We start from the raw sequence: 24455 nt of genomic DNA on the forward strand, positions 1-24455 counted from the left end.
GGCTCCCCCTTGCCTTGACCCGCCCGGGGGCGCTGCGCTGCCCCGCTAGCTGCCGTCGGTTCAGGAACGCTTGACGCGATAGACCGCAAGACTACCACGCCAGTTCGCCCCCACCGACACCAGTCGCCCGTTATGCAACACGGCGCGATCGAGGATCTGCACGCCGACTTCCGGCGCCAGCGCCTCGAAGTCCCTGATCGTGAGCACGCGCACGTTCGGCGTGTTGTGCCACTGGAACGGCAGGCTCTTCGAGACCGGCATGCGCCCCTGCAGCACCGATAGACGATGCGGCCAGTAGCCGAAGTTCGGGAACGACACGATCGCCTCGCGGCCGACGCGCACCGTCTCGCGCAGGATGTCGGCCGTGCGGTGGATCGTCTGCAGCGTCTGCGAGAGGATCACGGTATCGAAGCTCTGGTCTTCGAACAGCTTGAGCCCGTCTTCCATGTTCTGCTGGATGACGTTGATGCCCCGCTGCGCGGAGGCCAGCACACCCGCGTCGTCGATCTCCACGCCATAACCGCTCACGCCGAGTTCGTCGATGAGCAGACGCAGCAGCGAGCCGTCGCTGCAGCCCAGGTCGAGCACCTGGGACGACGGTTCGATCCAGCGCGCGATGACGCGAAAATCCGGACGCTCGGCAAGCGACGCCGAGATGGTATTGCGCGATGCGGCCGGCGAAGCCGCGCGCACGCCGTTTGCCGGGACCGTGGACTGACTCATACTCCGACCTCCTCGGCGATGCGTTCGTAGTAGGCGCGCACCAGGTTGTGATAGCGCGCGTCGGTAAGCAGGAAGGCGTCGTGCCCGTGCGGCGCGTCGATCTCGGCGTAACTCACGGTACGGCGCGTATCGAGCAGCGCCTTGACGATCTCGCGCGAGCGCGACGGCGCGAAGCGCCAGTCGGTCGTAAACGACACGATCAGATACTTTGCCGTGGTGTGCGCGAGCGCCTTCGCCAGATCGCCGCCGACCGTGCGCGCCGGATCGAAGTAGTCGAGCGCCCGCGTGATCAGCAAATACGTGTTGGCGTCGAAGTACTCGGCGAACTTGTCGCCCTGATAGCGAAGATACGATTCCACTTCGAACTCCACGTCGAAGCTGAACCGGTAGCCGTCGTCTGCGCCGCCACCCGCCGCACCATTCGACGCACCATTCGCCACACCGTCGGCGAGCGCCTCGGCGCGCCGCAGCGCACGGCCGAACTTGGTCGCCATGTCCTCGTCGGACAGATACGTGATGTGACCGATCATGCGCGCCACGCGCAGGCCGCGACGCGGCACCACACCATGCGAGTAATAGTCGCCGCCGTGGAAATCGGGGTCGGAGAGGATGGCCGAGCGGGCCACCTCGTTGAATGCGATGTTCTGCGCCGAGAGCTTCGGCGTGGAGGCAATGACGAGACAGTGCCCGACGCGCTCCGGATACATGATGCTCCACGCGAGCGCCTGCATGCCGCCGAGGCTGCCGCCCATCACGGCGGCGAATTTGCGGATGCCGAAAGCGTCGGCCACGCGCGCCTGCGCGTTGACCCAGTCCTCGACGGTGACGACCGGAAAACGCGCGCCGTAGGGCGTGCCCGTGGCGTCGTCGATGCTCATCGGCCCGGTGGAGCCGAAGCACGAGCCGAGGTTGTTCACGCCGATGACGAAGAAGCGCCGGGTGTCGAGCGGCTTGCCGGGCCCGACCATGTTGTCCCACCAGCCGACGTCCTTGGGATTGTCGGCGGCAATGCCCGCCACGTGATGCGATGCGTTGAGCGCGTGACAGACGAGCACGGCATTGCTGCGATCGGCGTTGAGCTCGCCGTAGGTCTCGACCATCAGGTCGTAGCCCGCGAGCGTGCTGCCGTTCTGCAATGCCAGCGGCTCAGCGAAATGCATCCGCTGCGGCGTGACGATTCCGATTGAAGATTCCATAAACCCCTGTCCGAAACATGCCGGGCCGGCCTCGCGTTCGACGGGTGTCGACGCACGGCGTCCTCGGGCGTTCTATGCGGGAAAAGGGGTCGATGAAAAGACGGCGGGGTGCGCGAACGACCTCTTTAGCCGCATTTGTAATGAATGGCCCTGCCGGTCTGCCCGACAGCGTCATTCGCGCGCCCGCAAGCGAGTCACCAAATCGGCGCGCCAATCGTCGCGACAGGGCCGGTCGAATCGCCGGCGCCCCGTCGCGTGCTGCGAAAGTATAACGTAATCCGCGCAGGCAGCGCAGACGAGGCAGGTCTTAGCGCAGCAGCGCGGCGACCTGCGGTTCGGCCCCTTCGGCCGGCGAGCGCTTGAAGCCGCTCTTGGCGAAACGGTGCCAGCGGCCCAGCACGTAGGAGACGAGCAGGTTGGCGCGCGAATTGGCGTCGAAGGTCTCGGGCAGCGTGCCGTTGGCCGCGGCCAGACGCAGCACCTGGCGCAGCGACGCCTCGATGCGGTCGAGCAACTGGTTCATGCGCTCCTGCAGACGCTCGTTTTCGCCGACCAGCGCCTCGCCCGTCAGCACGCGCGTCATGCCCGGGTTCTTCTCGGCGAAACCGAGCAGCATCAGCACGATGGCGCGCGCCTGCGACACGCCGTCCTGGTCCTGGGCGGAGATCTGGTTGATCAGCCCGAAAATGGTTTGTTCGATGAACTCGATGAGGCCTTCGAACATCTGGGCCTTGCTCGCGAAGTGGCGATAGAGCGCCGCCTCCGAGACATCGAGCCGGGCGGCGAGTGCCGCCGTGGTGATCTTCTCGCCCTTGGGCGCCTCGAGCATGGCGGCGAGGGTCTGCAACACCTGCACGCGACGCTCGCCCGGCTTGGGGCGGGTCGTTTTTACCGGCGCGGGTGCGGCCTCCAGCGCGTCGGCGGCGCCGTAGCCGGCGCCGCTCGAAGAGTTTTCCTGCTGCATCGTCTGGTCGTTATCGGTAGGGATTTGATGGTCGGGCGGCCTGGGCTACGCGCTTCGCTCCGGCCCCGGTCGCAAGGCGCGCCCGTAACTCGCGCAGAGATTGTACTTTGATATCCACATAGTGTGGGCGCCCACTGCGCGGCATCGCGTCGCCAAGACTGTTTCTGACAGGCAGATGGCCCGTAATCCACACCGTCCCGATGCCGAAATGCCGCAGGTGTTTGAGATGCGAGCGCGTGTCCTCCACCAGCCACGTGCGACGCGGCAAAAGCCGCTCGCGCGCGAGCAGCCGGCGCAGCATGGCGGCGTCGGGCTTGGCGCGCCACCCGCGCCGGTCGGCCATGTCCTCGATACTCACGCAGCGCTCGAAATGGCGGCGAATGCCCAACGCCTCGACGATCGGCAATGCGTAGTGCGCCGGCGCGTTGGTGAGCAGTATCTTGCGCCCGGGCAGGCCGGCGAGCAGGCGGGCGATGCCCCGCTCCGCGCGCAGCACCTCCGCCAGCGGCGGCAGTTCATGCACGCGCTCCAGGAATTCATGGGGATCGATGGCGTGATGCCGGATGAGCCCAAGCAGCACCGCCCCGTAGCGTTCGGTGTAGTCCGAGCGCAGCCGGTTGGCCTGCTCCTGCGGCAACCCGAGCTTCTCGACGATATAGGCCGTCATCGCGCGATTGATGCGCGGGAAGATCGCGTGCGAGGCGCGGTGCAACGTGTTGTCCAGATCGAACAACCAGACCGGGCCGCGCGCGCCGTGCTCGCTGCGGGCGCGGTTCGCCCGGCGACGCCGGCTCAGGACATGAGAAGAAGCCACAGAAAAAAGCGCAAGTGATGCGAAGGGGCTCGGCTGCCATGCGCCCGCGGGCGACTGTGCCATGCAGGCCGGACCATGCCGGGACGGCAATCCCGATGGGCGAGACCACCGGGTGGCGAACGCGGGCAGCCGCGACGAAAGCACGATGCTAGCGTGCGTTACGCCCTTTGACAAATTCGCCTGCCAAATCAGCCCGCCGGGTCATACCGCCCTGGCCCGCACGCGCAGCAGGCTGACGGCGCCGCCGACGGCCGCCAGCACGGTCGCGGCCACCATCGCAGCGTGCGCGCCGGCCTCGCCGTACAGATCGAAGAGCAGCGCGACGAGCGCCGCGCCCAGCGTCATGCCCACCGTGCGCGCAATCGTCATGAGGCCGCTGGCCGCGCCGCTGCGCTCGCGCGGCGCGCCCATCATGATGATGCGGTTGTTGGGCGTCTGGAAGAAGCCGAAGCCCAGCCCGCATACCGCCATGCGCACCGCGATGCCCCAGTCGGACGCATCGTGTGGCAGCCAGGCCAGCGACGCCAGCCCAAGCGCGAACACGCCCTGGCCGAGCGCACTCAGATGCGCGCTGTCGAAGCGATCGGACAGCCGGCCGGTGAGCGGCGCGACGAACACGATCACCAGCGGCCACGGCGTGATCAGCAGGCCGGTCATGGCTTCGCCGCGCGCGAGCGTGTGCTGCAGCAAGAACGGCATGCCGACGTATGACAGCGTCTGCGACATGTAGCAGGCAACCGACGTGAGCGAGGACAGCGCCAGCACCGGCACGCGCATGAGATCGAGCGGCAGCAGCGGCACGCGCTGCCGGCGCTGATGCAGCACGAGCGCCACGGCAACGATCAGCCCGAGCACGATCTGAAGCGCCGCCATACCGCGCCGCCCGGCTTCGCCCACGTGTCCCAGTCCGATGATGATGAGCGCGAGCGCCGCGGCGTTGAGCAGGGCACCCGGCACATCGAGATGCCGCTCGGTGCCGGGCGTGCGCGGAAGGAACCGGTAAGACGCGGCGAACGCCACGAGGCCGATCGGCAGATTGATGGCGAAAAGCCATCGCCAGTCGCCCAGCGAGAGAAGGCCGGCGGCCACGCTCGGCCCGGCCGCCGTCGACAGCGCCACGGTGAGCGCGAGCAACGAAATGGCGCGTCCGCCCATGCTTGGCGGAAACACCATGCGCAGCAGCGCCGGCACGATGGTCGACATGCACGCGCCGCACAGGCCCTGTGCCACGCGCGCGGCAACGAGCCAGCCGAGGCCGGGCGCCAGCGCGCAGCCCGCCGAGGCCAGCGTGAAGCCCGCCACGCCGAACAGGAACACGCGTCGGTAGCCAAGCTTCTCGCCGAGCGCGGCGAGTGGCAGCACGGCCATCGCGAAGATCAGTTGATAGGCGTTGACGACCCATACGGTCGACGCCGGATCGGCCGCGAGATCGCGCGCAATGGTCGGCAGCGCCACGTTGGCGATCGACGCGTCGAGATTGCCGAGAAACGTGCCGAGCAGAATGGACGGCACGGCAATGCGCCGCGCACTCGCGTTCAGTCCCTCGTCGAGCGGCGCGTGGGGTCGTGTCATACGCAAACGGTGTGAATCGAATCGAATCGGATATCGACGGGTCGTCGAAGAAAAAAATCGGCCCGGGGAGTTCCGCAGATGATACAAGCCTCTGGGCCCGGGCCGGGCAGGAAAATCGCGCGCGATGGTGCAGCTCGGGGAATGTACGGCGGCACACGGTGCTGCCGCGCGACGTCTGCCGGATCACTCTCTCGTGGCGCGCGGCACCGCCACCACGTCGCGTGCCGCGCATCGGGAGTGACGCCGCACCGCGCCGGCATGAGCCGCCCCCCCGGACGCCTCACACCGCTGGAGCGCGCGATGCCGCGTAAACCTGCTAAGCGCTGTCTGAGTCGCAGGCCGGCGCTCAGAACGTGTGCTGAATGCCCAGCATCGTGCCGAACTGGTTGCTGCCGGTCACGACCGAGCCGCCCGCGGCGATCGCCACGGCACCGTTGCGGCTGTTGGCCACCCAGCCCGCCATGCCATACAGCGACGTGCGCTTGGACAGCGAATACGTGGCGCGGCCGATGAGCATCGTCGCGTTGGCGCGGCTCTTCAACTGATAGCGGATGGCCTGCGCGTCGAGCGCCCAGGTGATCGTGGGCAGATAGGTGAGGCCGATGAAATACATGTCCGAGCGCAGCGAAGCGGCGTCCGCGCTCACGTTGCGATGAATCCAGCCGCCGCCCACGCGGCCCGAGGACCACTTGTAGTACACGTTGATGACCGAGTGCGAGTCGGTGTAGCTCGAGCTCGTGAGCGGTGCGGCCGCGCCGGTGTTGCCGCGCATCTGGTCGTAGGACGCCGAGATGCCGAAGTTCTCGTAGTCGTAGCCGATCAGGCCGGTGAACTGCTTGCAGGCCTGATAATTGCCGGCCACGTTACCCGCGCAGTTGGTCCCCGACGGGCCGCCGGCCGACGAAGCGTCGCGCCCGAAGCTGTACGTCGCGCCGATGGTCACGCCCGAGAATTTGCCCATGTAGCCGATGGCGCTGTCGCTGCGCGCATTGGCGATGTACGGATCGATACTCGCGAGCGAGAAGATCGATGGTCCGATCACGTCCGCGTTGCCGGTCACGTAGAACGTCATGTTGTTCTGACGGCCGACGAGCAGCGTGCCCCAGGCGCCCGACAGGCCCACGTTCGCCTGACGGCCGAACAGACGGCCGCCGTAGTTCAGCCCGCCGGTGCCCGGCTGGAAGCCGTTTTCCAGCGTGAAGACGGCTTTCAGACCGCCGCCCAGATCCTCGACGCCCTTGAAGCCGAAGCGCGACGGCACCTTGCCGGTGAGCGTGGGCTCGCCGATGAAGCTGCCGCCGTTGGCGGCGTTGTTGTAATACGCGATGCCGGTATCGATGATCCCGTAAAGCGTCACGTTGCTTTGTGCGTGAGCCAGGCCTGCGCCCAACAGCAGGCCAGCGGCCAATGCGTGTTTCCCTTTCACTTCTGTCCCCTTGTTTTTGAAATACACAGCTTCGAGGGTCTGCTCACCCCCGCGAGTCGGTCTCCGGACCCGCGACAATGTCGCCGGCCCGGCCTCTTCTACGGCGTGACTGCACGACTGCGGCACCGCTGCTTCGCCTCACCTGTCCGGTGACTGCGAGCACCGCCCGCCGCCTTGCCGCCCTGCCGCCCGCCGCCCGCCGCCGTTGTGCCCTGCTTCGCAGCGTGGCGGCGCCGACAGCGTTACCGGCGTGCCCCGCCGCCTCCTGGGCGATGCGACCGCCCTTCGGCCGAGCACTCCGATGTCTCCCCGCGCGACGTGAAGCGCTGATTTTTCTTCACGCCTCGCGCACGAATGTGAAACGCGCCTCGCGTCGGGCGATACGCCAGCCCTGCGCGGTACGCACGAACATGTCTTCGAATTCGCCCATCACCTGACGTCCCTGCGCCGGCCGCCCGAACGGCCCCGGCGTGTCCTGCGCCGAGCCGCTCCAGAGCAGCACGGCGCTGCTGCCGCGAGCGCTCGTCGCGGATGTCACGTCGATGAGGACGTTGCCTACGAGATGCCGCGTGAGCCGGTCGACCGGCCGGTCCGCATAGGCCGCGGCAATCGCGGCCGGCCCGACGAGCGTGTCGCCGTTCGGACGCACGAGCACGCCCGTCTCGGCGAAAAGCGCCGCGAGCCCCTGCGGGTCGCGCCGATCGTTACAGGCGACGAAGCGCATCACCAGGTCGTAACACGCCTGTTTCGCGAGCACGGCGTCGAGCGTGTGCTGATCGATGCCGGAGCCGGTCGGCCGAACGTCGTGCGTCATGCGCCCACCCCCTGTGTGGCTCCCGCGTTCGGCGCGGGCCTGGCCAACCATTCGCGCATCGCGTCGGCCACCGCCTGCGGACGTTCCATCGGACTCATGTGAGCGCTGTGCTCGACGACACGCAGCACGGCGCCCGGGATCAGACCGGCCATGATTTCGTGCCGCGCGAGCGGACTCCACGTGTCTTGCCGCCCGCACAGCACGAGCGTCGGGCAGCGCAGCTCGCCCAGCACCGCGGTGGCGTCCGGTCTTCCCAGCAGCGCGTGGATCTGTGCCGCGAACTGCTCGGGGCTGCTGCGCTCGATCATGTCGAGAATCGATTCGAAGAGCGGTGTCGCGATCTGGTCGGGATGCACCATGCCGGTGGCCCAGACCTGCCCCATCGCGCGCATGCCCTCGGCGCGCGCACGCGCGAGCAGCGCGGCGCGTCCCGCACGCTCCTTGTCGGCGGCCTCGCCTTCGGGCAGCGCCTGATAGCCGGTGTCGAGCAGCGCGAGATGGGTGACGCGATGCGGCGCGCGGCGCGCGACTTCGAGCGCGACGCGTCCTCCCATCGAATGGCCCGCCACTGCGAACCGCGGCTCGGCGACAGTGGCCAGCACGTGCTGCGCCATCGCGCCGATGGTGTCGAGCGTGCCCCAGGACGGCACGCGGCAATCGAACTGCGGCAGCAAGGCCGCCGTGGCAGCCCAGGCCACCCGGTCGCACAGCAAGCCGGGAAGCATGAGCAAGGGGGGACGATCGGCGCTCATGGCTTTCCTCCCTGCGCCCAGACGGCGCGCGGCACACACACCTGACCGTCGAAGAGCCAGCGCGCGGTGCGCAACAGCCCTGCGCCGACGACTTCGGTCTCGCCCGCCGCGTTAGCGCCGAGCGCCAGACGCACCGTGAACTCGCCGCTCGGATGTTCGATGGCGAGTAGCGGCGCCTCGCCGGGCGGCACCACGGCCATGTCGTGGCAAACGGTCCCCGGCAAGGCCGCGGCGGTCGCCACGCTCACCGCCGCCAGCACGCCGATGGCCGAATGGCAGCGGTGCGGAATGAAACAACGCGTCGCGAGCGCGCCGCCCGCCCGGGGCGGTGCGACGAGACACATCTTGGGCACGGTGCGCGAGCGAACGTCGCCGAGGTTCATGCGCTCGCCGAGCGCCAGGCGGATCGTCTCGATCCGCTCGCGCATCGCCTGAAAATCGGCGCTCGCATCGAGTGCCTGCCAAGGCTCGGCGCCGGTGCAGCCCACGTCCGCCGCCCGCAGGAGCACGAGCGGCATGCCGTTGTCGATGCACGTCACGGCGACGCCCTCGACCACGTCCTGACGCCGCCCCGTCGGGAACAGCGCGCCGCAGGTCGCGCCGGCGGTGTCGCGAAACATCAGCGGAATCGGCGCGGCCGTGCCCGGCACGCCGTCGATGGCCACCTCGCCGTCGTACCTCACCTCGCCGCCCGGCGTCTGCACGGCGGCGACCGCCACCTGCCCGGTGTTGACCATGTGAATGCCGACCTCGGTCACCTCGCCCGCGATCGCCACGAGGCCGCGCTCGATCGCGAACGGACCCACGCCCGCGAGCAGATTGCCGCAGTTCTGTCCGTAGTCCACGCGCGCCTCGTCGACCACGACCTGCGCGAACAGATAGTCGACGTCGGCATCGGGCCGCGTCGCGCGCGAGACGATCGCGACCTTGCTGGTGAGGGGATTGGCGCCGCCCATGCCGTCGATCTGGCGCGCGTCGGGCGAGCCCATCGCCGCGAGCAGCACGGCGTCGCGCGCGGCGGTGTCGGCGGGCAGATCCCCGGCGAGGAAATACAGCCCCTTCGAGGTGCCGCCGCGGATCACCGCGGCCGGAATGCGCGTCTGGGAGTGTTTCATGTCGGCCGTCACTGCCCCTGCAGCTCGTCGAGCGAGTCGACGTAGCGCAGCCCCTTCGCGGCAAGGCGTTCGCGCATCTTGTAGTAGTCGAGTCCCAGCGTGCCGCTCGCGAGCACGCCGCGCTTGTATGCTTCGTCGGCGCCGCGCGCCGCGGCGGCCTTCGCCACCGTCTGCGCGGTGGCGTGCGGCACGACCACCACACCGTCGTCGTCGGCGACGATCACGTCGCCCGGATTGACGATCTGGTTCGCGCACACGACCGGCACGTTCACGGAGCCGAGCGTCTCCTTTACCGTGCCCTGCGACGAGATGGCCTTCGACCACACCGGGAACTGCATTTCGGTGAGCGTGCCGATGTCGCGGCAGCCCGCGTCGATGATCAGCCCGGCCACGCCGCGCGCCTTCATCGACGTGGCGAGCAGATCGCCGAAATAGCCATCGTCGCACGGCGAGGTCACGCCCACGACCACGACGTCGCCCGCCCGCGCCTGCTCCACGGCAACGTGCAGCATCCAGTTGTCGGACGGCGGCGCGAGCACCGTCACGGCACTGCCCGCCACGCACGCGCCCGCGTAGATCGGACGCAGGTACGTGGCCATCAGCCCGAGGCGACTTTGGGCCTCGTGGACGGTGGCGCTGCCCGCGCTGCGCAGCACGTCGAGCGTCGCGGCATCGACACGGGGAATCCGACGAACGACGACGCCGCGAATCATGACAGTTGCTCCGTGACGGTCGGCGTGAGGCGCATCAGCCCCTCCGCATACCGGATGTCGCGCGCCGCCGTAATGCCGATGTTGCGCTTGGCCTGCACGCCGCGCTGCAGCGCCACGCGCGTGTAGTAGTCCCACAGGTGTTCCTGACCGGCCATGCATTCGATCGCGGCGCGCTTCTTGTCCCACACGGGCGTGATGTCGACGAACGTATTGGGAACCCATTCGCACTGCTCGGTCTGATGCGGCTCGAACGCGAGCACGGCCGGCGCGCCGATGATCTTTTCCCCCGGCTTGTGGCCTTCGGCCTGCGCGATGACGCGGGCTTCCTGCGTGACGTGCATGGCGAGCGGATGGTCGAAGTTGTACGGATCCTTCTCCGAGTGGCTCAGCACGAACGACGGCTGGAGTTCGCGATAGATGTCGACCAGCCGGAACAGCGTTTCGTCCGACACGCGCATCGGGTAGTCGCCGATGTCGAGAAATTCGATTTCCGCGCCGAGAATGTCGGCCGCGCGCTGCGCCTCCTCGCGACGTGCCGCCTTGACCTTCGCCTCGGTCATCTGCGCGCCCTTGCGCCAGAGCTTGGCCGACTCGCCGCGCTCGCCAAACGACAGGCACACGACCTTCATGCGATAGCCCTGCGCCACGTGCGTGGCGATGGTCCCGGCGGCGCGCCAGACGAAATCGGCCGAATGCGCGCTGACGACAAGGCCCGCGCGGCCGGTGGCTTGCGTGTTCTGTGTAGTGCTCATGAGTTTGTCATCCATTCGTATTGCCAATGCTTACGCGTTCTCGAGTCCGACCAGGCTGCCGAGCAATTCGGGCGACGCGGCCAGCTCGCGGCTCTGTCCCGCCCAGACTTCGCGGCCGCGGTCGAGCACCAGCGCACGATCGGTCAGCTCGAGTCCGAGTTCCGCGTGCTGCTCCACGAGCACCACGCCCATGCCGCCGTGCGCGCGCAGTTTCCAGAACGCATCGACCAGCTGATCGACGATCACGGGCGCGAGCCCTTCGAACGGCTCGTCGAACAGCACCACGTGCGGGTTGCCGATCAGCGCACGGCCGATGGCGAGCATCTGCTGTTCGCCGCCCGAGAGCTGATTGCCGAGGTTGCGGCGCCGCTCGTGCAGGCGCGGGAAAAGGTCATAGATGCGCTCGAGCGTCCAGGCGCCGTCGGACGCGCCCATTGCCGAGACCTGCAGGTTCTCTTCGACCGAGAGCGACTTGAAGATCTCGCGCTCCTGCGGCACCAGCGCGAGGCCTGCACGCGCCCGCCTGTAGGCCGGCCACGAGGAAACGTCGTCGCCGCGATAGCGCACCACGCCGCCGTGGCGGGTGGTGAGGCCGAGCAGGCTGAGCAGCAACGTGCTCTTGCCCACGCCGTTGCGCCCGAGAATGGCCACGGCCTCTCCCGCGCGCACGCGCACGCTCAGATCCTCGAGCACGATGGTCTCGCCGTAGCCGGTGCACAGGCCGCTGGCGTCGAGCAGGATGTCAGTCATGATGGCGGCGCCCCAGATAGATGTCGCGCACGCGCGGATCGCGGCGCACTTCGTCCTTCTCGCCTTCCATCAGCACGGCGCCTTCGACGAGCACCGTGATGCGGCGTGCAAAACGGAAGACCAGGTCCATGTCGTGCTCGATGACCATCACCGCCACGTCGTGCGGCAGGCGTTCGAGCAGCTCGAACAACTTGCGCCCCTGCCCTGACGGCACGCCGGCGACCGGCTCGTCGAGCAGCAGCACCTTCGGGTCCAGCGCGAGGCCGAGCGCGATTTCCACCTGCCGGCGCTGGCCGTAGGCCAGCTCGTTGATGCGCCGGCCCGCGAGTTCGAGCATGCCTAGTGCGCGCAGGCGCTCCGCCGCCTCCTCCACCACGGCCGGGCGCGCCGCCAGCGGCTTGCCGATGCGGCCGTCGAGCCCGCGGCGCGAGGCGAGCGCCATGGCCACGTTCTCGGCCACGGTAAGCGTGTCGAACAGCGTGTTGAGCTGAAACGTGCGCGCGAGGCCCAGCTTCACGCGCTTGTGCGAGGGCATCGTCGTCACGTCGGTGCCGCCCACGCGCACCACGCCGGCGTTCGGCTTGAGCACGCCCGTGAGCAGGTTCATCAGCGTGCTCTTGCCGGCGCCGTTCGGCCCGATCAGCGCGTGGCGCGCGCCCACGGGCAGCGAAAGGCTGACGTTGCGCGTAACGTCGAGCTGGCCGAAACGCTTGGACAGCCCCTGAATTTCGAGTGCGGCGCTCACGGCGTGACCTCCTTGTCGGTGGGCGTCGAAGTGGCTGCGCCGCTCGCCGTCCCCGGCGCTTCGACCGGGCGCCGGCGCGTGCGGCGAAGACGCGCGGAGAAGCGATCGACGAGACCGATCAGGCCGTCCGGCGCAAAACGCACGACCACGATGAGCAGCACGCCGAGCGCGGCGAGCCAGTTGGTCGGATCGACGGCGGCGATGCGGTCGGACAGCACCATGAAGACGACGGCGCCGAGCACGGCGCCATAAAGCCGCCCGGTGCCGCCGAGCGCGAGCATCACGAGCACGTTGGCCGAGAGCGTGAACGAGAGCGTGTCGAGCGCCACGATGTTGTTCACCTGCGCCGAGAGCGCCCCCGCCACGCCGGCCACGGCCGCCGCGAGGGTGTAGAGCATCAGACGACGCAGGCCGACGCGCACGCCGAGCAGCGACATGCGCATGGCGTTCTCGCGAATGCCCTGCACGGCAAGTCCGAAGGGCGAGTTCACGAGAAACCGCGTGAACAGGTAGACGACGATCAGCACCACGAGCGCATAGACGTATGCCGTATGGCCATAGATATCGAACTCGAACATGCCGAGCACGGGCGCGATGCTGTAGCCCGTCAGACCGTCATCGCCCATCGTGATCGACTTGGCGACGTTGCCGGCCTCGTAGAGCAGCGTGGCACACGCGAGCGTGAGCATGATCTGCGTGAGACCGCTCACGCGCAGCACCACGATGCCCGTGACCAGGCCGACGGCCGCCGCGAGCACCGCGCCGGCCGCGAGTCCGAGCAGCGGATCGGGCGACACGTGCAGCGCGAACAGGCCCGCCGCATAGGCGCCGCTGCCGAAGAACGCGGCGTGGCCCAGCGTCTCGATGCCGCAGTAGCCCTGCACGAGATCGAGCGAGAGCGCAAAGATGATCATGATCAGCACGCTCGTGGCGAGCGCGAGATACAGATCGGCGAAGAAGTAAGTGGCGAGCGCGGCAAGCAACAGCAGCGCGTCGAGCATGCCGAGGCGCTTGCGGCGCAGGGCCGCCCCGACTTGCTCGACCTGCTCGACCTGTGCCGCGCCCGCGGCCGGATGCGAAGGATTCGTTTGCGGCATCGTCGTCCTCCGCTCAGGCGCGCCCGACCAGCCCTTGCGGGCGGACGAGCAGAATGGCCAGCACGGCCAGATAGATCATGAACGCGCCAAGCGCCGGCACGTAGTAGCGGCCAAGCGTGTCGATGAGTCCGAGCAGCAGCCCCGCGTACAGCGAACCGCGCAGGCTGCCCAGGCCGCCGGCGGCGACCACGATCAGCACGAGCACCAGATATTTCAGACCGTAGTACGGCTCGAGCGGCAGGATCTGGCTCGAGAGCGCGCCGCCCAGCCCCGACAGACCGCACCCGATGGCGAACGTGATGGAGAACACGAGCGGCACGTCGATGCCGACGCAGCGCGCCATGCGCGGGTTGTCGACGGCGGCGCGCAGCTTCGCGCCGAACGGCGTGCGCTCCAGCGCCCACCAGATGCCCAGCGCCACGACCGCACTGCACACCAGCGCGAACACGCGATAAACGGACACCGAGAAGCCGCCCACATCCCAGGTGCCGCGCAGGGCCTGGGGCACCGGAATGGTCTGCAGCTCGGTGCCGGCCAGATGCTTCGCGATCGCGCAGATGATGAACGCGAGGCCGATCGTCATGAGCAGTTGCCCCAGACCGTTGGCCGTGTAGACCCAGCGATACAGCGTGCGCTCGAGGATCGCCCCGAGCGCCATCGTGCCCGCCACGCCGACGAGCAGCGCGGCGAAGAAGTCGAGCCCCGCGCGCTGCATGGCCCACAGGGTGAAATAGCCGCCGATCATGGCGAAGGCGGAATGCGCGAGGTTGACCACGCGCATCACGCCGAGCGTGACCGTGAGGCCCACGGAGATAAGGAACAGCAACATCCCGTAGGCCACACCGTCGATCGACAGCGACAGGAAGGTGGCAAGCGATTGCGTCATGAGGAATTACCGAACGGGCTGAGCGACGTCGTGCGCCTTACTTGGCGGCCACCTGCGGGTGGCTCTGATGCCACGGCTCGACCACGGACTTGTAGGTCTCGATCGGCTTGTTGCCGAGCTTGCCGTCAATGGTCTCCACGCGGCGGATGTACACGTTCTGCACGATCTCGCGGGTCTTCGGATCGATCGACACCGGACCGCGCGGGCTCGTCCAGCTGTAGCCCTTCACGGCGGCTATCGCCTTGTCCGCGTCCTTCTTTCCCTTGGTCGCCCGGACCATCTGGGCGATGAGCGTCATGGAGTCGTAGGCGGCCACCGACGCGATCGACGGCAGCGCGCCTGCACCGTACTTGGCCTTGTAGGCCTTCACGAACGCGTTGTTCTCCGGCGTGTTGAGGAACGGCGAGTAGTGCAGCGCGGTGATGGTGCCCAGCGCGCTGTCGCCGATGGCGGGCAGGTCCGACTCCATCGTCTCGGTCGTGGCGAAGAGCTGGATGCCGGCGCGGTCGAGCTCACGTTCCTTGAACGCCTTGACGAAGCCAGCCGACATCGGGCCGACCGGCATGAACATGAAGACGGCCTGCGGCTTGGCGTCGCGCACGCGCTGCAGGTAGCTCGAGAAGTCCGTGGTGCCCAGCGGCACCTTCACTTCGGTACTGATCGTGCCGCCGGCCTTCCTGAACGTATCCGAGTAGGCGTCGATGGCGTCGTAGCCAGTGGCGAAGTCGGCGACCACGATGGCCGCATTCTTGATGCCCTTGCTCGCGGCGTACTGCACCAGCGGCACGCTCACCGTCCATTGCGTGAAGCCGGTGCGCACGAAGTACGGCGACTTGAGCGTGACGCTCGAAGTGCCCGAGTTGCCGATCACGAGCGGCGTCTTCGTCTGGTTCGCCACGTCGGCCATCGCGAGCACGTTCGGCGTGTACGAGCCACCGAACAGGTACTGCACCTGGTCGCGCACCACGAGTTCCTGGGCAAGCTGGCGCGTGCGCTGCGGATTCACGCCGCCCTCGTCGCGTTCGAGCAGCACGAGCGTGTCGTCGCCGACCTTGCCCTTGTTCTGCTCCATCCACAGGTTCAGGCCGCGGCGATACTCGGTGCCCCACCACGAGGCCGAGCCGGAGAACAGTCCGAGCACGCCGACCTTGATCTCTTCGGCGCGGGCCGACGAAATGGTGGGAATGGCGGTGAATTGGCAAACGCTCGCGAGTGCCACAGCGAGCCACAGGTGGCGCTTCATCATGGTGTCGTCTCCTCGTCGGCGTCTCGCGCCGCTCCGTTTTTCCGATGAGCGCGCCGGGAGTTGGCGCGCCTTCTCGATAATGTCCGGAACAGCTTAGGCAGCCGAAATGGCGACGTCGAATGAAAGTCCCGCGTCGAGCGTTGCGTTTTTCGTATATCCCCGAGATTTCCCCTACGAAACGTGGCACGTCTTGCGAGCGACGTCGCGCACTGCGGGACGCCTCTCGCCTGCGCGGTGAAACGCCCGCCGGGCAAGGCCGCACAGGCTGTCGAGAGAGCGCGTCGCGCGCCGGGAAAGTGGTGCGCGAAGCCACGCGCAGCGTCATGCAACTCATGGCGAATCCGGCGAATTTCGCCGCACTCGCCGAGCGCATGACGCGGGATTTACGTCGGATGCTGCATCGTCGGCGCGAGCACGCGCAGTTCGTCGAGCAATTGCTCGGCGGCCGGCGAGAGCAGGCCGTCGCGGCGTGTTGCCACACCGATGGCGCGGCGCGCGTGCTGCAGTGTCACCGGCACCACGGCGAGCTCGCCCGTGCGCAGCTCCGAGGTGATCTGCACCGGCGAGAGCAGCGCGAGCCTGTCGCTCGAGGACAACAGGCCGCGCACCACCGGCGAACTGCTCGCCTGCACCTGCGTTTGCGGCAGCGGCAGACCCTCGGCCTGGAACACGCGCTCGAACACGCCGCGCGCGGGCGTGCACGGCAGCGGGCTCACCCAGCCGTACTCCAGCAGCTCGGCGAGCGTGGGCGAGCGGCCCCGCGACAGGCATGGGTGATCCGCGCGCGCGACGACCGAGAGGTGGTCCTCGAACAGCGCTTCCTGACGAATGTCCGCCGGCACGTCGTTCGCGCGCAACGCGCCGACGATCATGTCCACGTCTGCCTGGCGCAGTTGGCGAACGAGCGCCTCATAGGTGCCGTCGACCACGGTGACGGTGAGATACGGCGACTTGTGCAGCAGGCTGTCGATGGCCTTCGGCAGAAGAAAGCCGCTCGAGAGCGGCAGCGCTGCCACGATCACCGTGCCTTGCTGGCGGCCGCCGAAAGGCGCGAGCTCGTCTTCGGCGATTGCGAGTTCGGCCAGTGCGCGCTTGACCGGCCCGAGCAGGGCCATCGCTTCGTCGGTCAGACGCGTGCCGCGCGGTGTGCGCCGGAACAGCTTGATGCCGATGAGGTCCTCGAGCTGATCGAGATTGCGCTGGATCGTCGGCTGCGAGCACTGCAGCCGACTCGCGGCGAGCGGCCCGCTGCCGAGTTCCGCCACGGCGATGAAGCTCGTGAGCTGCTGCGGGGCGACCACGGCGGCAAAGCGACTCGCGGCGCGCGCGCCGCCATCGGACTGCGAGGCCGTCGCCGCAAACGCTTCGCGGTAGCCGTTGGCGAGCTCGGCAAGCGCGCGCGTGGCGCGCACGCCGAGGCGCTGGCCGGCGGCATTCGGGATCAGGCCGCGGGCGCTGCGATGAAAGAGCGGAAAGCCCAGTTCCGTCTCGATGTCGGTGATCGATCGCGCAACGGCCGACTGCGAGAGGTGCAGCATGCGCGCCGCGCGCGCGACCGACTCGCATTCGAGCACGGCGACCATGGCGCGCAGGCCGCGCAGCTTGCGGCACAGCAGCGTGGCGTCGTTGTTCTGCGGCGCGCGGCTCCATGTGCCGCGCTCGTGACAGCCGAGCCGGGCCGCGGATGCCGGCGACGCCCCCGACGCGGCCGTGCTCGCGGCCGGCGCCGGCGTGGCGGTGGTGAAGCTCACGGACGTGTCGATCGACATGCGATGGATGGCCTCCGGTGCGCTCACCGCATGGTCGGCACGCGCCGGGTTGCCATGAACTCGTCGAACGTCTCGCCGCGCATGAGCGCATACACTTCGAGATTGGTCTTGCGCACCACGCGCGCGAACTTCTCCAGCACGAAGAAATTCACGCCGTGGCGCACGAGGCCGAGCCAGTCCTGCGCCTGCACCATTGCCTGCTCTTTGGCCGTGAGGCCGGCCTGCGTCATGGCGGCAACGGGGTCGGCGAGGTACGTCTCGCGATGTTCGGCGCGAATCATGTGCCAGAAGAAGCGATTGAGCGCGAGCGTGCGATTGCTCACGCGCAAATCGAACGCGTAGGTGCCGGTGATCGCCTCGATGCCTTCGAGTTGCGGGTTCATGCGAGTTCCTCGTACAGCGCGACGGTCATGGCCGTGGTCGTCGCCAGGTAGTAGTTCAGGTGCGTGCGGCGGATGCGCGGGCTCAACGCGCCGCGCATCGACAGCCACATGATCTGCTCGACGCTCTCGGCGCCGCCGCGCCGCACATAGTCCACGTGCCTGAGTTCGGCGAGCGTCTCGGGTTGGTGCTCCAGCAGCTCGAGGAACTCGCGGTCCCACGCCTCGTCGTTGTAACCCGCGCGTTCGCCGTGAATCTGGTGCGAAAGCCCGCCCGTGCCGACGACGACCACGCGCAGGTCCTCGGGATACGACTCGATGGCGCGACGCACCGCCTGACCGAGCCGATAGCAGCGACGGCCGGTGGGCAGCGGGTACTGCAGCACGTTGATCGCAATCGGCACCACGGTGCCCGGCCAGTCCGGCTTGTGCGGCCAGAGCAACGGCAGCGGCGAAGCGCAGCCGTGATCGATCGGCTTGTCCTGAAACACGGTGATGTCGAACTCGTCGTTCACGAGCGACTCGGCGATATGCGCCTGCAGCGCAACGTCGCCCCGGATCGGCGGCAGCGGGCGCAGGCCCGCGCCTTCGTCGGCGATCGGGAACGACTCGCCCACGCCGAGCGCGAAGGTCGGGTACATGTCGAAGAAAAACGTGGTCGCGTGGTCGTTGTAGAAAAACACCAGCACGTCGGCCTGCTTCTCGGCCAGCCACCTGGCCACCGGCTCGTAGCCCTGGAACAGCGGCGCCCACGCGGGATCCTGCTGCTTGCCCTTGTCGTATGCCACACCGATGGTCGGCACGTGCGACGTCCCGATCCCCCCAATGATCTTTGCCACGCTTTAGTCTCCGTTTCGTGTCTCGCGATGCGCGCGCGTGGGGATAACGTCACCCCGCGGCAGCCGACGACGCCTTTGATTATGCTGGCCCGAGTCTATACGGGATCCCATATTCGCATAAAGCAGGGTATTTACTGATGCGTTTTGTAATTATGGGATCCCATAATGAAAAAAAGCCGGCTCTGAGGGACCGGCGCGCCTGTCCATCGAACGAAAGGAAACGCATGCTGCACCCCACGCCGACCACGGTTCAATTGCGCGAGATGATCCTCAAGGGCGAGCTCGCGCCGGGCGAGCGGCTGGCCGAAGCGAAACTTGCCGAGCAGCTCGGCGTCTCTCGCATGCCGATACGGCAGGCGCTGCCGGTGCTGGCCGAAGAAGGGCTCGTCGTGCGCGCCGGGCAGCGCGGTTATGCCGTGCGGGCGCATACGCGCGAAGAGAGCATCGAGGCGCTGCACCTGCGCGGCGCGCTCGAAGGCTACGCCGCACGGCTACTGGCCGAGAAAGGCGCCGGCGCCGAGTTGCTGGTCCGGTTGCGCGACCTGCTGGCCGAAGGCGACGCGCTGCTCGCGGGCCATACCATGACGCCGGAAGTGCAGATCGGCTACGCATCGCTCAATGCGCGCTTTCACGATCTGCTCGTGACCGGCGCACGCAATCCGTTGCTCGAAGGCTTCATCGCGCGCTGCAACCTCGTGCCGTTCGTCGCGCCGCGCACGGTGGCCTTCGGGCACGAGGACCGGCGCCAGTACGCGGACATCATCGCGTACGCACACCGGCAGCACCACGCGATCGTCGAGGCCATTGCGGCGCGTCAGCCCGACCGGGCCGAATTCATGTGCCGCGAGCACATCGTCACACAGGAACACAGCATGGGCGCGCAACTGCTCTAGGCGCCGACACGCATCGTCGGCCCCACATTTTTCATCACCTTCCACCCCTATCGAAACGAGCGCGCGCCGGGTGAGCGCGCGCCAAGGAGACAACCGATCATGTTCCTCAAAAACACCTGGTACGTGGCCTGCACGCCGGACGAGTTCGCCGACAAGCCGCTGGGCCGCAAGATCTGCAACGAAGCGATGGTCTTCTTTCGCGAGGCGAACGGCAACGTCGCCGCGCTCGAAGACTTCTGCCCGCATCGCGGCGCGGCGCTGTCGCTGGGCTTCGTGAAGGACGGCCATCTGGTGTGCGGCTATCACGGCCTGACGGTGGACGGCGGCGGCAAGTGCACGAAGATGGTCGGCCAGCGCGTGGGCGGCTTTCCGAAGACGCGCGGCTACCCGTGCGTGGAGCGCTACGGCTTCGTGTGGGTGTGGCCGGGCGACGCGTCGCTCGCCAATCCCGACGAGATTCCGCATCTGGAATGGGCGGTAAGCGACCAGTGGGCCTACGGCGGCGGTCTGTATCACATCAAGTGCGACTACCGCCTGATGATCGACAACCTGATGGATCTCACGCACGAGACCTACGTACACGCGACGAGCATCGGCCAGGAAGAGATCGAAGAAGCGCCGCCGAAGACAACCGTCGAAGGCGACATGGTGATCACCGAGCGCCACATGGAGAACATCAAGGCGCCGCCGTTCTGGGCAAGCGCGCTGCGCGCGAACGGTCTGGACGATCAGGTGCCGTGCGATCGCTGGCAAATCTGCCGGTTCACACCGCCAAGCCACGTGATGATCGAAGTGGGCGTCGCGCACGCGGGCCATGGCGGCTACCACGCCCCCGCCGACAAGAAGGCCGGCAGCATCGTCGTCGACTTCATCACGCCCGAGACGGACGAGTCGATCTGGTACTTCTGGGGCATGGCGCGCAACTTCAAGCCGCAGGACGCCGACCTGACCGCCGCGATCAAGCGCGGCCAGGGCGGCATCTTCGCCGAAGACCAGGAAGTGCTCGAAGCGCAGCAGCGCAATCTTTCGGCATATCCGGACAAGAAGATTCTCAAGCTGAACATTGACGCCGGCGGCGTGCAGTCGCGCAAGGTGCTCGATCGTCTGATCGAGGCCGAACGCGCGGCTTCCGGTCCGGCCGTGGAGAGCGCGGCATGAAGGTCAGGCTGGCGAACAGGCGCGATGTCGCGACCGACATCTGCGAATTCGAGTTCGTGAGTATCGACGGCAGTGCGCTGCCGGCATTCACGGCCGGCGCGCACATCGACGTGCATCTCGGCGGCGCGCTCGTGCGGCAATATTCGCTGTGCAACGCACCGGGCGAGACGCACCGGTACTGTGTGGGCGTGCTGCGCGATCCGGCTTCTCGCGGCGGCTCCGTGGCAATGCATGCGCTCGCCGCGGGCGCCGAAGTCGAGATCAGCGAGCCGCGCAATCATTTCCCGCTCGCGCCGCAGGCCACGCACAGTATTCTGCTCGCCGGCGGCATCGGCGTGACGCCGATCCTGTGCATGGCGCAGTCGCTTGCCGCGAGCGGCGCCTCCTTCGAAGTGCACTACTGCACGCGCGAACCGGCGCGCACGGCATTTCGCGATCGCTTCGCGCAGGCGGATCTCGCGGCCAGGACGCGGCTCTATTTCGACAGCGAAGGCGAGCGCGCCGATCTCGACGCCATTCTCGCGCAGCCCTCGGGCGGCAAGCATCTGTACGTGTGCGGCCCCGCCGGCTTCATCGAAGCGGTGCTCGCGCGCGCCGACGCCGCGCAGTGGCCCGAAGGCAATGTGCACCGCGAGTACTTCGCGGCACCGGCGCATGCGGATACCGACGGTGACCGGCCGTTCCAGGTGAAGCTGCATTCGAGCGGCCGCGTGATCGACGTGGCAGCCGGCGAGACCATCGTCGCCGCACTGGCCGCGCAAGGCGTGCAAGTGCAGACTTCCTGCGAGCAAGGCGTGTGCGGCACCTGCCTCACGCGCGTGATCGACGGCACGCCGGACCATCGCGACGTGTATCTCACCGACGAAGAGCGCGCGGCCAACGACCAGATCCTGCCGTGCTGCTCGCGCAGTCGGTCGGCCATGCTGGTGCTCGACCTGTAGCGCGCGCTCCCCCCGCCTGGGCGAGCCGCCCCGCTTCGCGTCGCGAGCGGGGCGGTCTCGCTTTCGTCGCCGTCAGGGCATTCTGCCGAGCCCCGCCGCCAAGCGGCTCGACGAATTGCGTCAGCTGGCGGCCGGCATGAGACATCGGGTCGCGCCGGCATGTCGCATCGGCATGTCGCACCGGCTGGTGCGGCCTGCGCGCGCAAGCGGCACGGCGTGGCGCCTCACGGGGCGGCGACGATATGCGCGCGGTGGTACGGCGTGGCGCCGTATTCCTTCGGGCCGTGAATCGTCTCGACGCGTTCGATGCGCCACGGCACCGCTCGCGTGAAGCGCGGTCCGTCATAGGCGAAGGTATGAAACTCGCCGTTCTCGCCGCACGCGTCGACGCTCGCCGGCAAGTCGGCCAGCAGCGCGGCGTCGTATTCGCGTCCGACGAACCCGGGGCCGAGATGGCGTCCGTCCACACACACGATCACCGCGCGATAACCCAGTGAGATGAACTCGTGCGCGAGCGTGAGCCGATCGCGTTGCCAGAGCGGCAGCACCGCCGTCATGCCGGCCGCCGCGCACACTTTTTCTTCCCAGTCGCGATGTGGCTGCAGATCGATATCGCCGAACAGGCCATGCGTGACGCCCTGTGCGCGCATGGCGCGCAACCGCGCCACGAACGCCGCTTCGTAGGTCTGCCAGCCTGCCTGTCCGACGTCGAGTGCGATGCCCAGCGCGTCGGCCTGCGCCTGCATCAGCGCTCGCGGCAAGCCGTGCGAGCGTGAGCTGTCGCCGGTCTCGTCGAACATCGCCAGCAGACGCCGCACGTCATAGTGCGGTGCGCCGCTCGCGTCGCACGACAGCGCATGATGCAGCGCAAGGCAGGAATCCTTACCGCCGCTCCACGAAAAAAAGGCAGGGGTGGGCATGGTCGATCGTCAGAAAGTTCGGGAAAGGGGGCGCGCGCGACGATGGGCGCGCGCAGTGGGGGAGGGATGTGAGGATGTGGGGACGTGCATGGAGAGCACAGGCCGCAATGCAAAGCGGACCCCGCAGGGTCCGCCCATGAGCCGACGGCGATCGTCGATCGGCCGCTCGCGCCGCTGCGCTCAGTGCGAGCGGATCATCGTGCCGAACGGTTGCTCGGTCAGAATCTCGAGCAGCACCGAATGTTCGATGCGGCCGTCCACGATGTGCACCGACTTCACGCCGCTCTTGGCCGCGTCGAGTGCCGACGAGATCTTCGGCAACATGCCGCCCGAGATCGTGCCGTCCGCGAACAGCTCATCGATTTCGCGCGCCGACAGATCGGTCAGCAGATTGCCGTCCTTGTCCATCACGCCCGGAATGTTGGTCATCATCACGAGCTTCTCCGCGCCGAGCACCGTCGCGAGCTTGCCGGCCACGAGGTCGGCGTTGATGTTGTACGCCTGGCCGTCTTCGCCCACGCCGATCGGCGAGATCACCGGGATGAACGCGTCATCCTGCAGCGCGCGCACCACGGCCGGGTTGATCGACTCGACTTCGCCGACGAAACCGATGTCGAGGAACTGCCCTGCGTTCTCGCGATCCGGCATGAGCATCTTGCGTGCGTTGATGAGACCGCCGTCCTTGCCGGTGAGGCCCACGGCCTGACCGCCGTACTGGTTGATCAGCATCACGATGTCTTGCTGGACTTCGCCGCCGAGCACCCATTCGACCACTTCCATGGTGTCTTCGTCGGTCACTCGCATGCCCTGCACGAACGTGCCCTGCTTGCCGATCTTCTTGAGCGCCTGATCGATCTGCGGGCCGCCGCCATGCACCACCACCGGGTTGATGCCGACCAGCTTGAGCAGAATGACGTCGCGCGCGAAGCCCTGCTTCAGGCGCTCTTCGGTCATTGCGTTGCCGCCGTATTTGATCACCACGGTCTTGCCGTGATACTTGCGGATGTACGGCATCGCCTCGGCCAGAATTTCTGCCTTGAGAGCGGGTGCGATGTCGTCGATGGAATTCAGTGGCAGATCGGACATGGCGGGAAGGTTTTTGCAGGTGGACCAGAAACACGGCGCATTGTACAGCCAAGAGGCCCGTGCGTGCGGGGCTTCGACGCGTTTCGGAGCACGCCGACGCCGGCCTCGGAGTTGGCCCGTCGTCACCCTTGGGCGCATGCTCGGGCGTAACCGCGAAGGCGGCAATTCCCGCCCCGCCAGCGGCACCCGGTCGCAGGTGCGTATCACCCCTTTCACTCGTTGACGGACGCCGCTCAATGGCCGATTTTTACGGCATTGCCTTTTTTGCCCCGCCGAGCGCACACGCCGATGCGCTCAATGGTCGGCGCGGCGCTGTTGCAGTGGCGCAACTGGCTCGCCGCCAGACGCGTTCGTGCCACGCGCATGAAGGGAACACGAAGGTCGAAGGGGAGGCTGCGCGCATATCGATCGGAGCGATCGGAGCGATCGGAGCGATCGGAGCAGCCGGAGTGGCAGGAGTGGTGGGGGCGGCAGGAGTCGCAGGGGCGGTGAGATGATCGACAAAGATGTCGCCGGAAAGCGGGAAGGCGCCGCGGCCGCAGCCGGCGATGCGCCGCAATGCCCGCGTTGCGGCGCGGCGGTGAGGTGCGGCGCAGCGTTGTCGCCGAATGCACATGAGGTGCGCTGCTGGTGTCTGGACTGGCCGCATCTGCCCGTGCTCGCACGCACGGGCGCCCTCGCCTGCCTATGTCCCGCTTGTCTTCGCACGGCGTTGCTTGACGCCGGTGTAGCGATCGACGGCACCGCCGCCGACCGCGCCCCCTGACGGCGTGCCGCGGCGAGGCGCCGGCGCACGCGTGCGCCCCGGAACGCCGGGGCCGCCGGGGCTGCCCGACTTGCCGGACGCCCCGCGAAACATCATCTTCTGCCGCGTGCCGAGGGTCTTGTTGGCCATGGGGCCTCG

26 protein-coding genes are annotated in these 24455 nt (G+C 67.8%); 4 read left to right on the forward strand and 22 right to left on the reverse strand.

The window, feature by feature from the left end; translation table 11 throughout:
- Positions 1–60: 60 nt before the first annotated feature.
- From metW to PNO31109_RS02870, 19 genes are all read right to left on the reverse strand, one after another.
- Complete coding sequence (metW, locus tag PNO31109_RS02775; protein ID WP_150554081.1) at positions 61–723, reverse strand: methionine biosynthesis protein MetW; 663 nt, start codon at positions 721–723, stop codon at positions 61–63.
- Positions 720–1919 carry a homoserine O-acetyltransferase MetX gene (metX, locus tag PNO31109_RS02780; protein WP_150554082.1) on the reverse strand — a complete coding sequence of 400 codons (1200 nt, stop codon included), beginning with the start codon at positions 1917–1919 and terminating at the stop codon, positions 720–722. Before metX ends, metW begins: the two co-directional genes overlap by 4 nt.
- A gap of 307 nt (positions 1920–2226) precedes the next feature.
- On the reverse strand, positions 2227–2883 hold the full coding sequence (gene slmA / locus PNO31109_RS02790) for a nucleoid occlusion factor SlmA (protein WP_150554084.1): 657 nt from the start codon (positions 2881–2883) through the stop codon (positions 2227–2229).
- Positions 2884–2893: 10 nt separating this feature from the next.
- Positions 2894–3697, reverse strand: coding sequence for an HAD-IA family hydrolase (locus tag PNO31109_RS02795; RefSeq protein WP_150554085.1), 804 nt, complete (start codon positions 3695–3697; stop codon positions 2894–2896).
- Positions 3698–3898: 201 nt separating this feature from the next.
- Positions 3899–5269, reverse strand: coding sequence for an MFS transporter (locus PNO31109_RS02800; RefSeq protein ID WP_150554086.1), 1371 nt, complete (start codon positions 5267–5269; stop codon positions 3899–3901).
- A gap of 346 nt (positions 5270–5615) precedes the next feature.
- Positions 5616–6695, reverse strand: a complete 1080-nt coding sequence (locus tag PNO31109_RS02805; RefSeq protein ID WP_174966242.1) for a porin — start codon at positions 6693–6695, stop codon at positions 5616–5618.
- 337 nt (positions 6696–7032) lie between these two features.
- Positions 7033–7509 (reverse strand): nuclear transport factor 2 family protein, encoded by a 477-nt coding sequence (locus PNO31109_RS02810; protein ID WP_150554088.1) that lies wholly within the window; start codon positions 7507–7509, stop codon positions 7033–7035.
- Entirely contained in the window at positions 7506–8261 is a 756-nt protein-coding gene (locus PNO31109_RS02815; protein WP_150554089.1) for an alpha/beta fold hydrolase, read from the reverse strand. The genes PNO31109_RS02810 and PNO31109_RS02815 overlap by 4 nt, the downstream gene beginning before the upstream one ends.
- Entirely contained in the window at positions 8258–9376 is a 1119-nt protein-coding gene (locus tag PNO31109_RS02820; RefSeq protein WP_150554090.1) for a 4-oxalomesaconate tautomerase, read from the reverse strand. The genes PNO31109_RS02815 and PNO31109_RS02820 overlap by 4 nt, the downstream gene beginning before the upstream one ends.
- An 8-nt stretch (positions 9377–9384) precedes the next feature.
- The gene (locus PNO31109_RS02825) at positions 9385–10089 is read right to left on the reverse strand and encodes a 4-carboxy-4-hydroxy-2-oxoadipate aldolase/oxaloacetate decarboxylase (RefSeq protein WP_174966243.1); all 705 of its coding nucleotides are present in this window, start codon (positions 10087–10089) and stop codon (positions 9385–9387) included.
- A complete protein-coding gene (locus PNO31109_RS02830; RefSeq protein ID WP_241014084.1) occupies positions 10086–10841 on the reverse strand; it encodes a PIG-L deacetylase family protein in 756 nt (251 codons plus the stop codon). The genes PNO31109_RS02825 and PNO31109_RS02830 overlap by 4 nt, the downstream gene beginning before the upstream one ends.
- Positions 10842–10871: 30 nt before the next feature.
- Positions 10872–11591, reverse strand: coding sequence for an ABC transporter ATP-binding protein (locus tag PNO31109_RS02835; protein WP_150554092.1), 720 nt, complete (start codon positions 11589–11591; stop codon positions 10872–10874).
- Entirely contained in the window at positions 11584–12336 is a 753-nt protein-coding gene (locus PNO31109_RS02840; protein WP_150554093.1) for an ABC transporter ATP-binding protein, read from the reverse strand. The genes PNO31109_RS02835 and PNO31109_RS02840 overlap by 8 nt, the downstream gene beginning before the upstream one ends.
- On the reverse strand, positions 12333–13433 hold the full coding sequence (locus PNO31109_RS02845; protein ID WP_150554094.1) for a branched-chain amino acid ABC transporter permease: 1101 nt from the start codon (positions 13431–13433) through the stop codon (positions 12333–12335). The genes PNO31109_RS02840 and PNO31109_RS02845 overlap by 4 nt, the downstream gene beginning before the upstream one ends.
- 13 nt (positions 13434–13446) lie before the next feature.
- Entirely contained in the window at positions 13447–14319 is an 873-nt protein-coding gene (locus PNO31109_RS02850) for a branched-chain amino acid ABC transporter permease (protein ID WP_150554095.1), read from the reverse strand.
- A 37-nt stretch (positions 14320–14356) separates the two neighbouring features.
- On the reverse strand, positions 14357–15565 hold the full coding sequence (locus tag PNO31109_RS02855; RefSeq protein ID WP_150554096.1) for an ABC transporter substrate-binding protein: 1209 nt from the start codon (positions 15563–15565) through the stop codon (positions 14357–14359).
- A gap of 383 nt (positions 15566–15948) precedes the next feature.
- On the reverse strand, positions 15949–17334 hold the full coding sequence (locus PNO31109_RS02860) for a LysR family transcriptional regulator (RefSeq protein ID WP_150554097.1): 1386 nt from the start codon (positions 17332–17334) through the stop codon (positions 15949–15951).
- Between the two features lie 23 nt (positions 17335–17357).
- Positions 17358–17717, reverse strand: coding sequence for a protocatechuate 3,4-dioxygenase (locus PNO31109_RS02865; RefSeq protein WP_150554098.1), 360 nt, complete (start codon positions 17715–17717; stop codon positions 17358–17360).
- Positions 17714–18553 (reverse strand): gallate dioxygenase, encoded by an 840-nt coding sequence (locus tag PNO31109_RS02870; RefSeq protein WP_150554099.1) that lies wholly within the window; start codon positions 18551–18553, stop codon positions 17714–17716. Before PNO31109_RS02870 ends, PNO31109_RS02865 begins: the two co-directional genes overlap by 4 nt.
- 224 nt (positions 18554–18777) lie before the next feature.
- On the opposite strand from PNO31109_RS02870, the gene PNO31109_RS02875 reads away from it, so the two are divergent.
- The 3 genes from PNO31109_RS02875 to PNO31109_RS02885 all read left to right on the forward strand — a co-directional run bounded on the left by PNO31109_RS02875 (position 18778) and on the right by PNO31109_RS02885 (position 21545).
- Positions 18778–19446 carry a GntR family transcriptional regulator gene (locus tag PNO31109_RS02875; RefSeq protein WP_150554100.1) on the forward strand — a complete coding sequence of 223 codons (669 nt, stop codon included), beginning with the start codon at positions 18778–18780 and terminating at the stop codon, positions 19444–19446.
- Between the two features lie 99 nt (positions 19447–19545).
- The gene (locus tag PNO31109_RS02880) at positions 19546–20604 is read left to right on the forward strand and encodes a Rieske 2Fe-2S domain-containing protein (protein WP_150554101.1); all 1059 of its coding nucleotides are present in this window, start codon (positions 19546–19548) and stop codon (positions 20602–20604) included.
- Positions 20601–21545, forward strand: coding sequence for a PDR/VanB family oxidoreductase (locus PNO31109_RS02885; protein ID WP_150554102.1), 945 nt, complete (start codon positions 20601–20603; stop codon positions 21543–21545). Before PNO31109_RS02880 ends, PNO31109_RS02885 begins: the two co-directional genes overlap by 4 nt.
- Before the next feature lie 224 nt (positions 21546–21769).
- Here the strand turns inward: PNO31109_RS02885 and PNO31109_RS02890 are convergent, their stop codons facing one another.
- The gene (locus tag PNO31109_RS02890) at positions 21770–22465 is read right to left on the reverse strand and encodes a Dph6-related ATP pyrophosphatase (RefSeq protein ID WP_150554103.1); all 696 of its coding nucleotides are present in this window, start codon (positions 22463–22465) and stop codon (positions 21770–21772) included.
- Positions 22466–22645: 180 nt separating this feature from the next.
- Complete coding sequence (gene argB / locus PNO31109_RS02895) at positions 22646–23551, reverse strand: acetylglutamate kinase (protein WP_150554104.1); 906 nt, start codon at positions 23549–23551, stop codon at positions 22646–22648.
- 493 nt (positions 23552–24044) lie between these two features.
- On the opposite strand from argB, the gene PNO31109_RS02905 reads away from it, so the two are divergent.
- Entirely contained in the window at positions 24045–24317 is a 273-nt protein-coding gene (locus PNO31109_RS02905) for a cysteine-rich CWC family protein (protein WP_150554106.1), read from the forward strand.
- Here the strand turns inward: PNO31109_RS02905 and PNO31109_RS21820 are convergent.
- The gene (locus PNO31109_RS21820) at positions 24237–24446 is read right to left on the reverse strand and encodes a hypothetical protein (protein ID WP_174966222.1); all 210 of its coding nucleotides are present in this window, start codon (positions 24444–24446) and stop codon (positions 24237–24239) included. The two genes, PNO31109_RS02905 and PNO31109_RS21820, sit on opposite strands and share 81 nt — an antisense overlap.
- Positions 24447–24455: the final 9 nt, after the last annotated feature.

The organism is Pandoraea nosoerga (assembly GCF_902459585.1).
Lineage (GTDB): Bacteria > Pseudomonadota > Gammaproteobacteria > Burkholderiales > Burkholderiaceae > Pandoraea > Pandoraea nosoerga.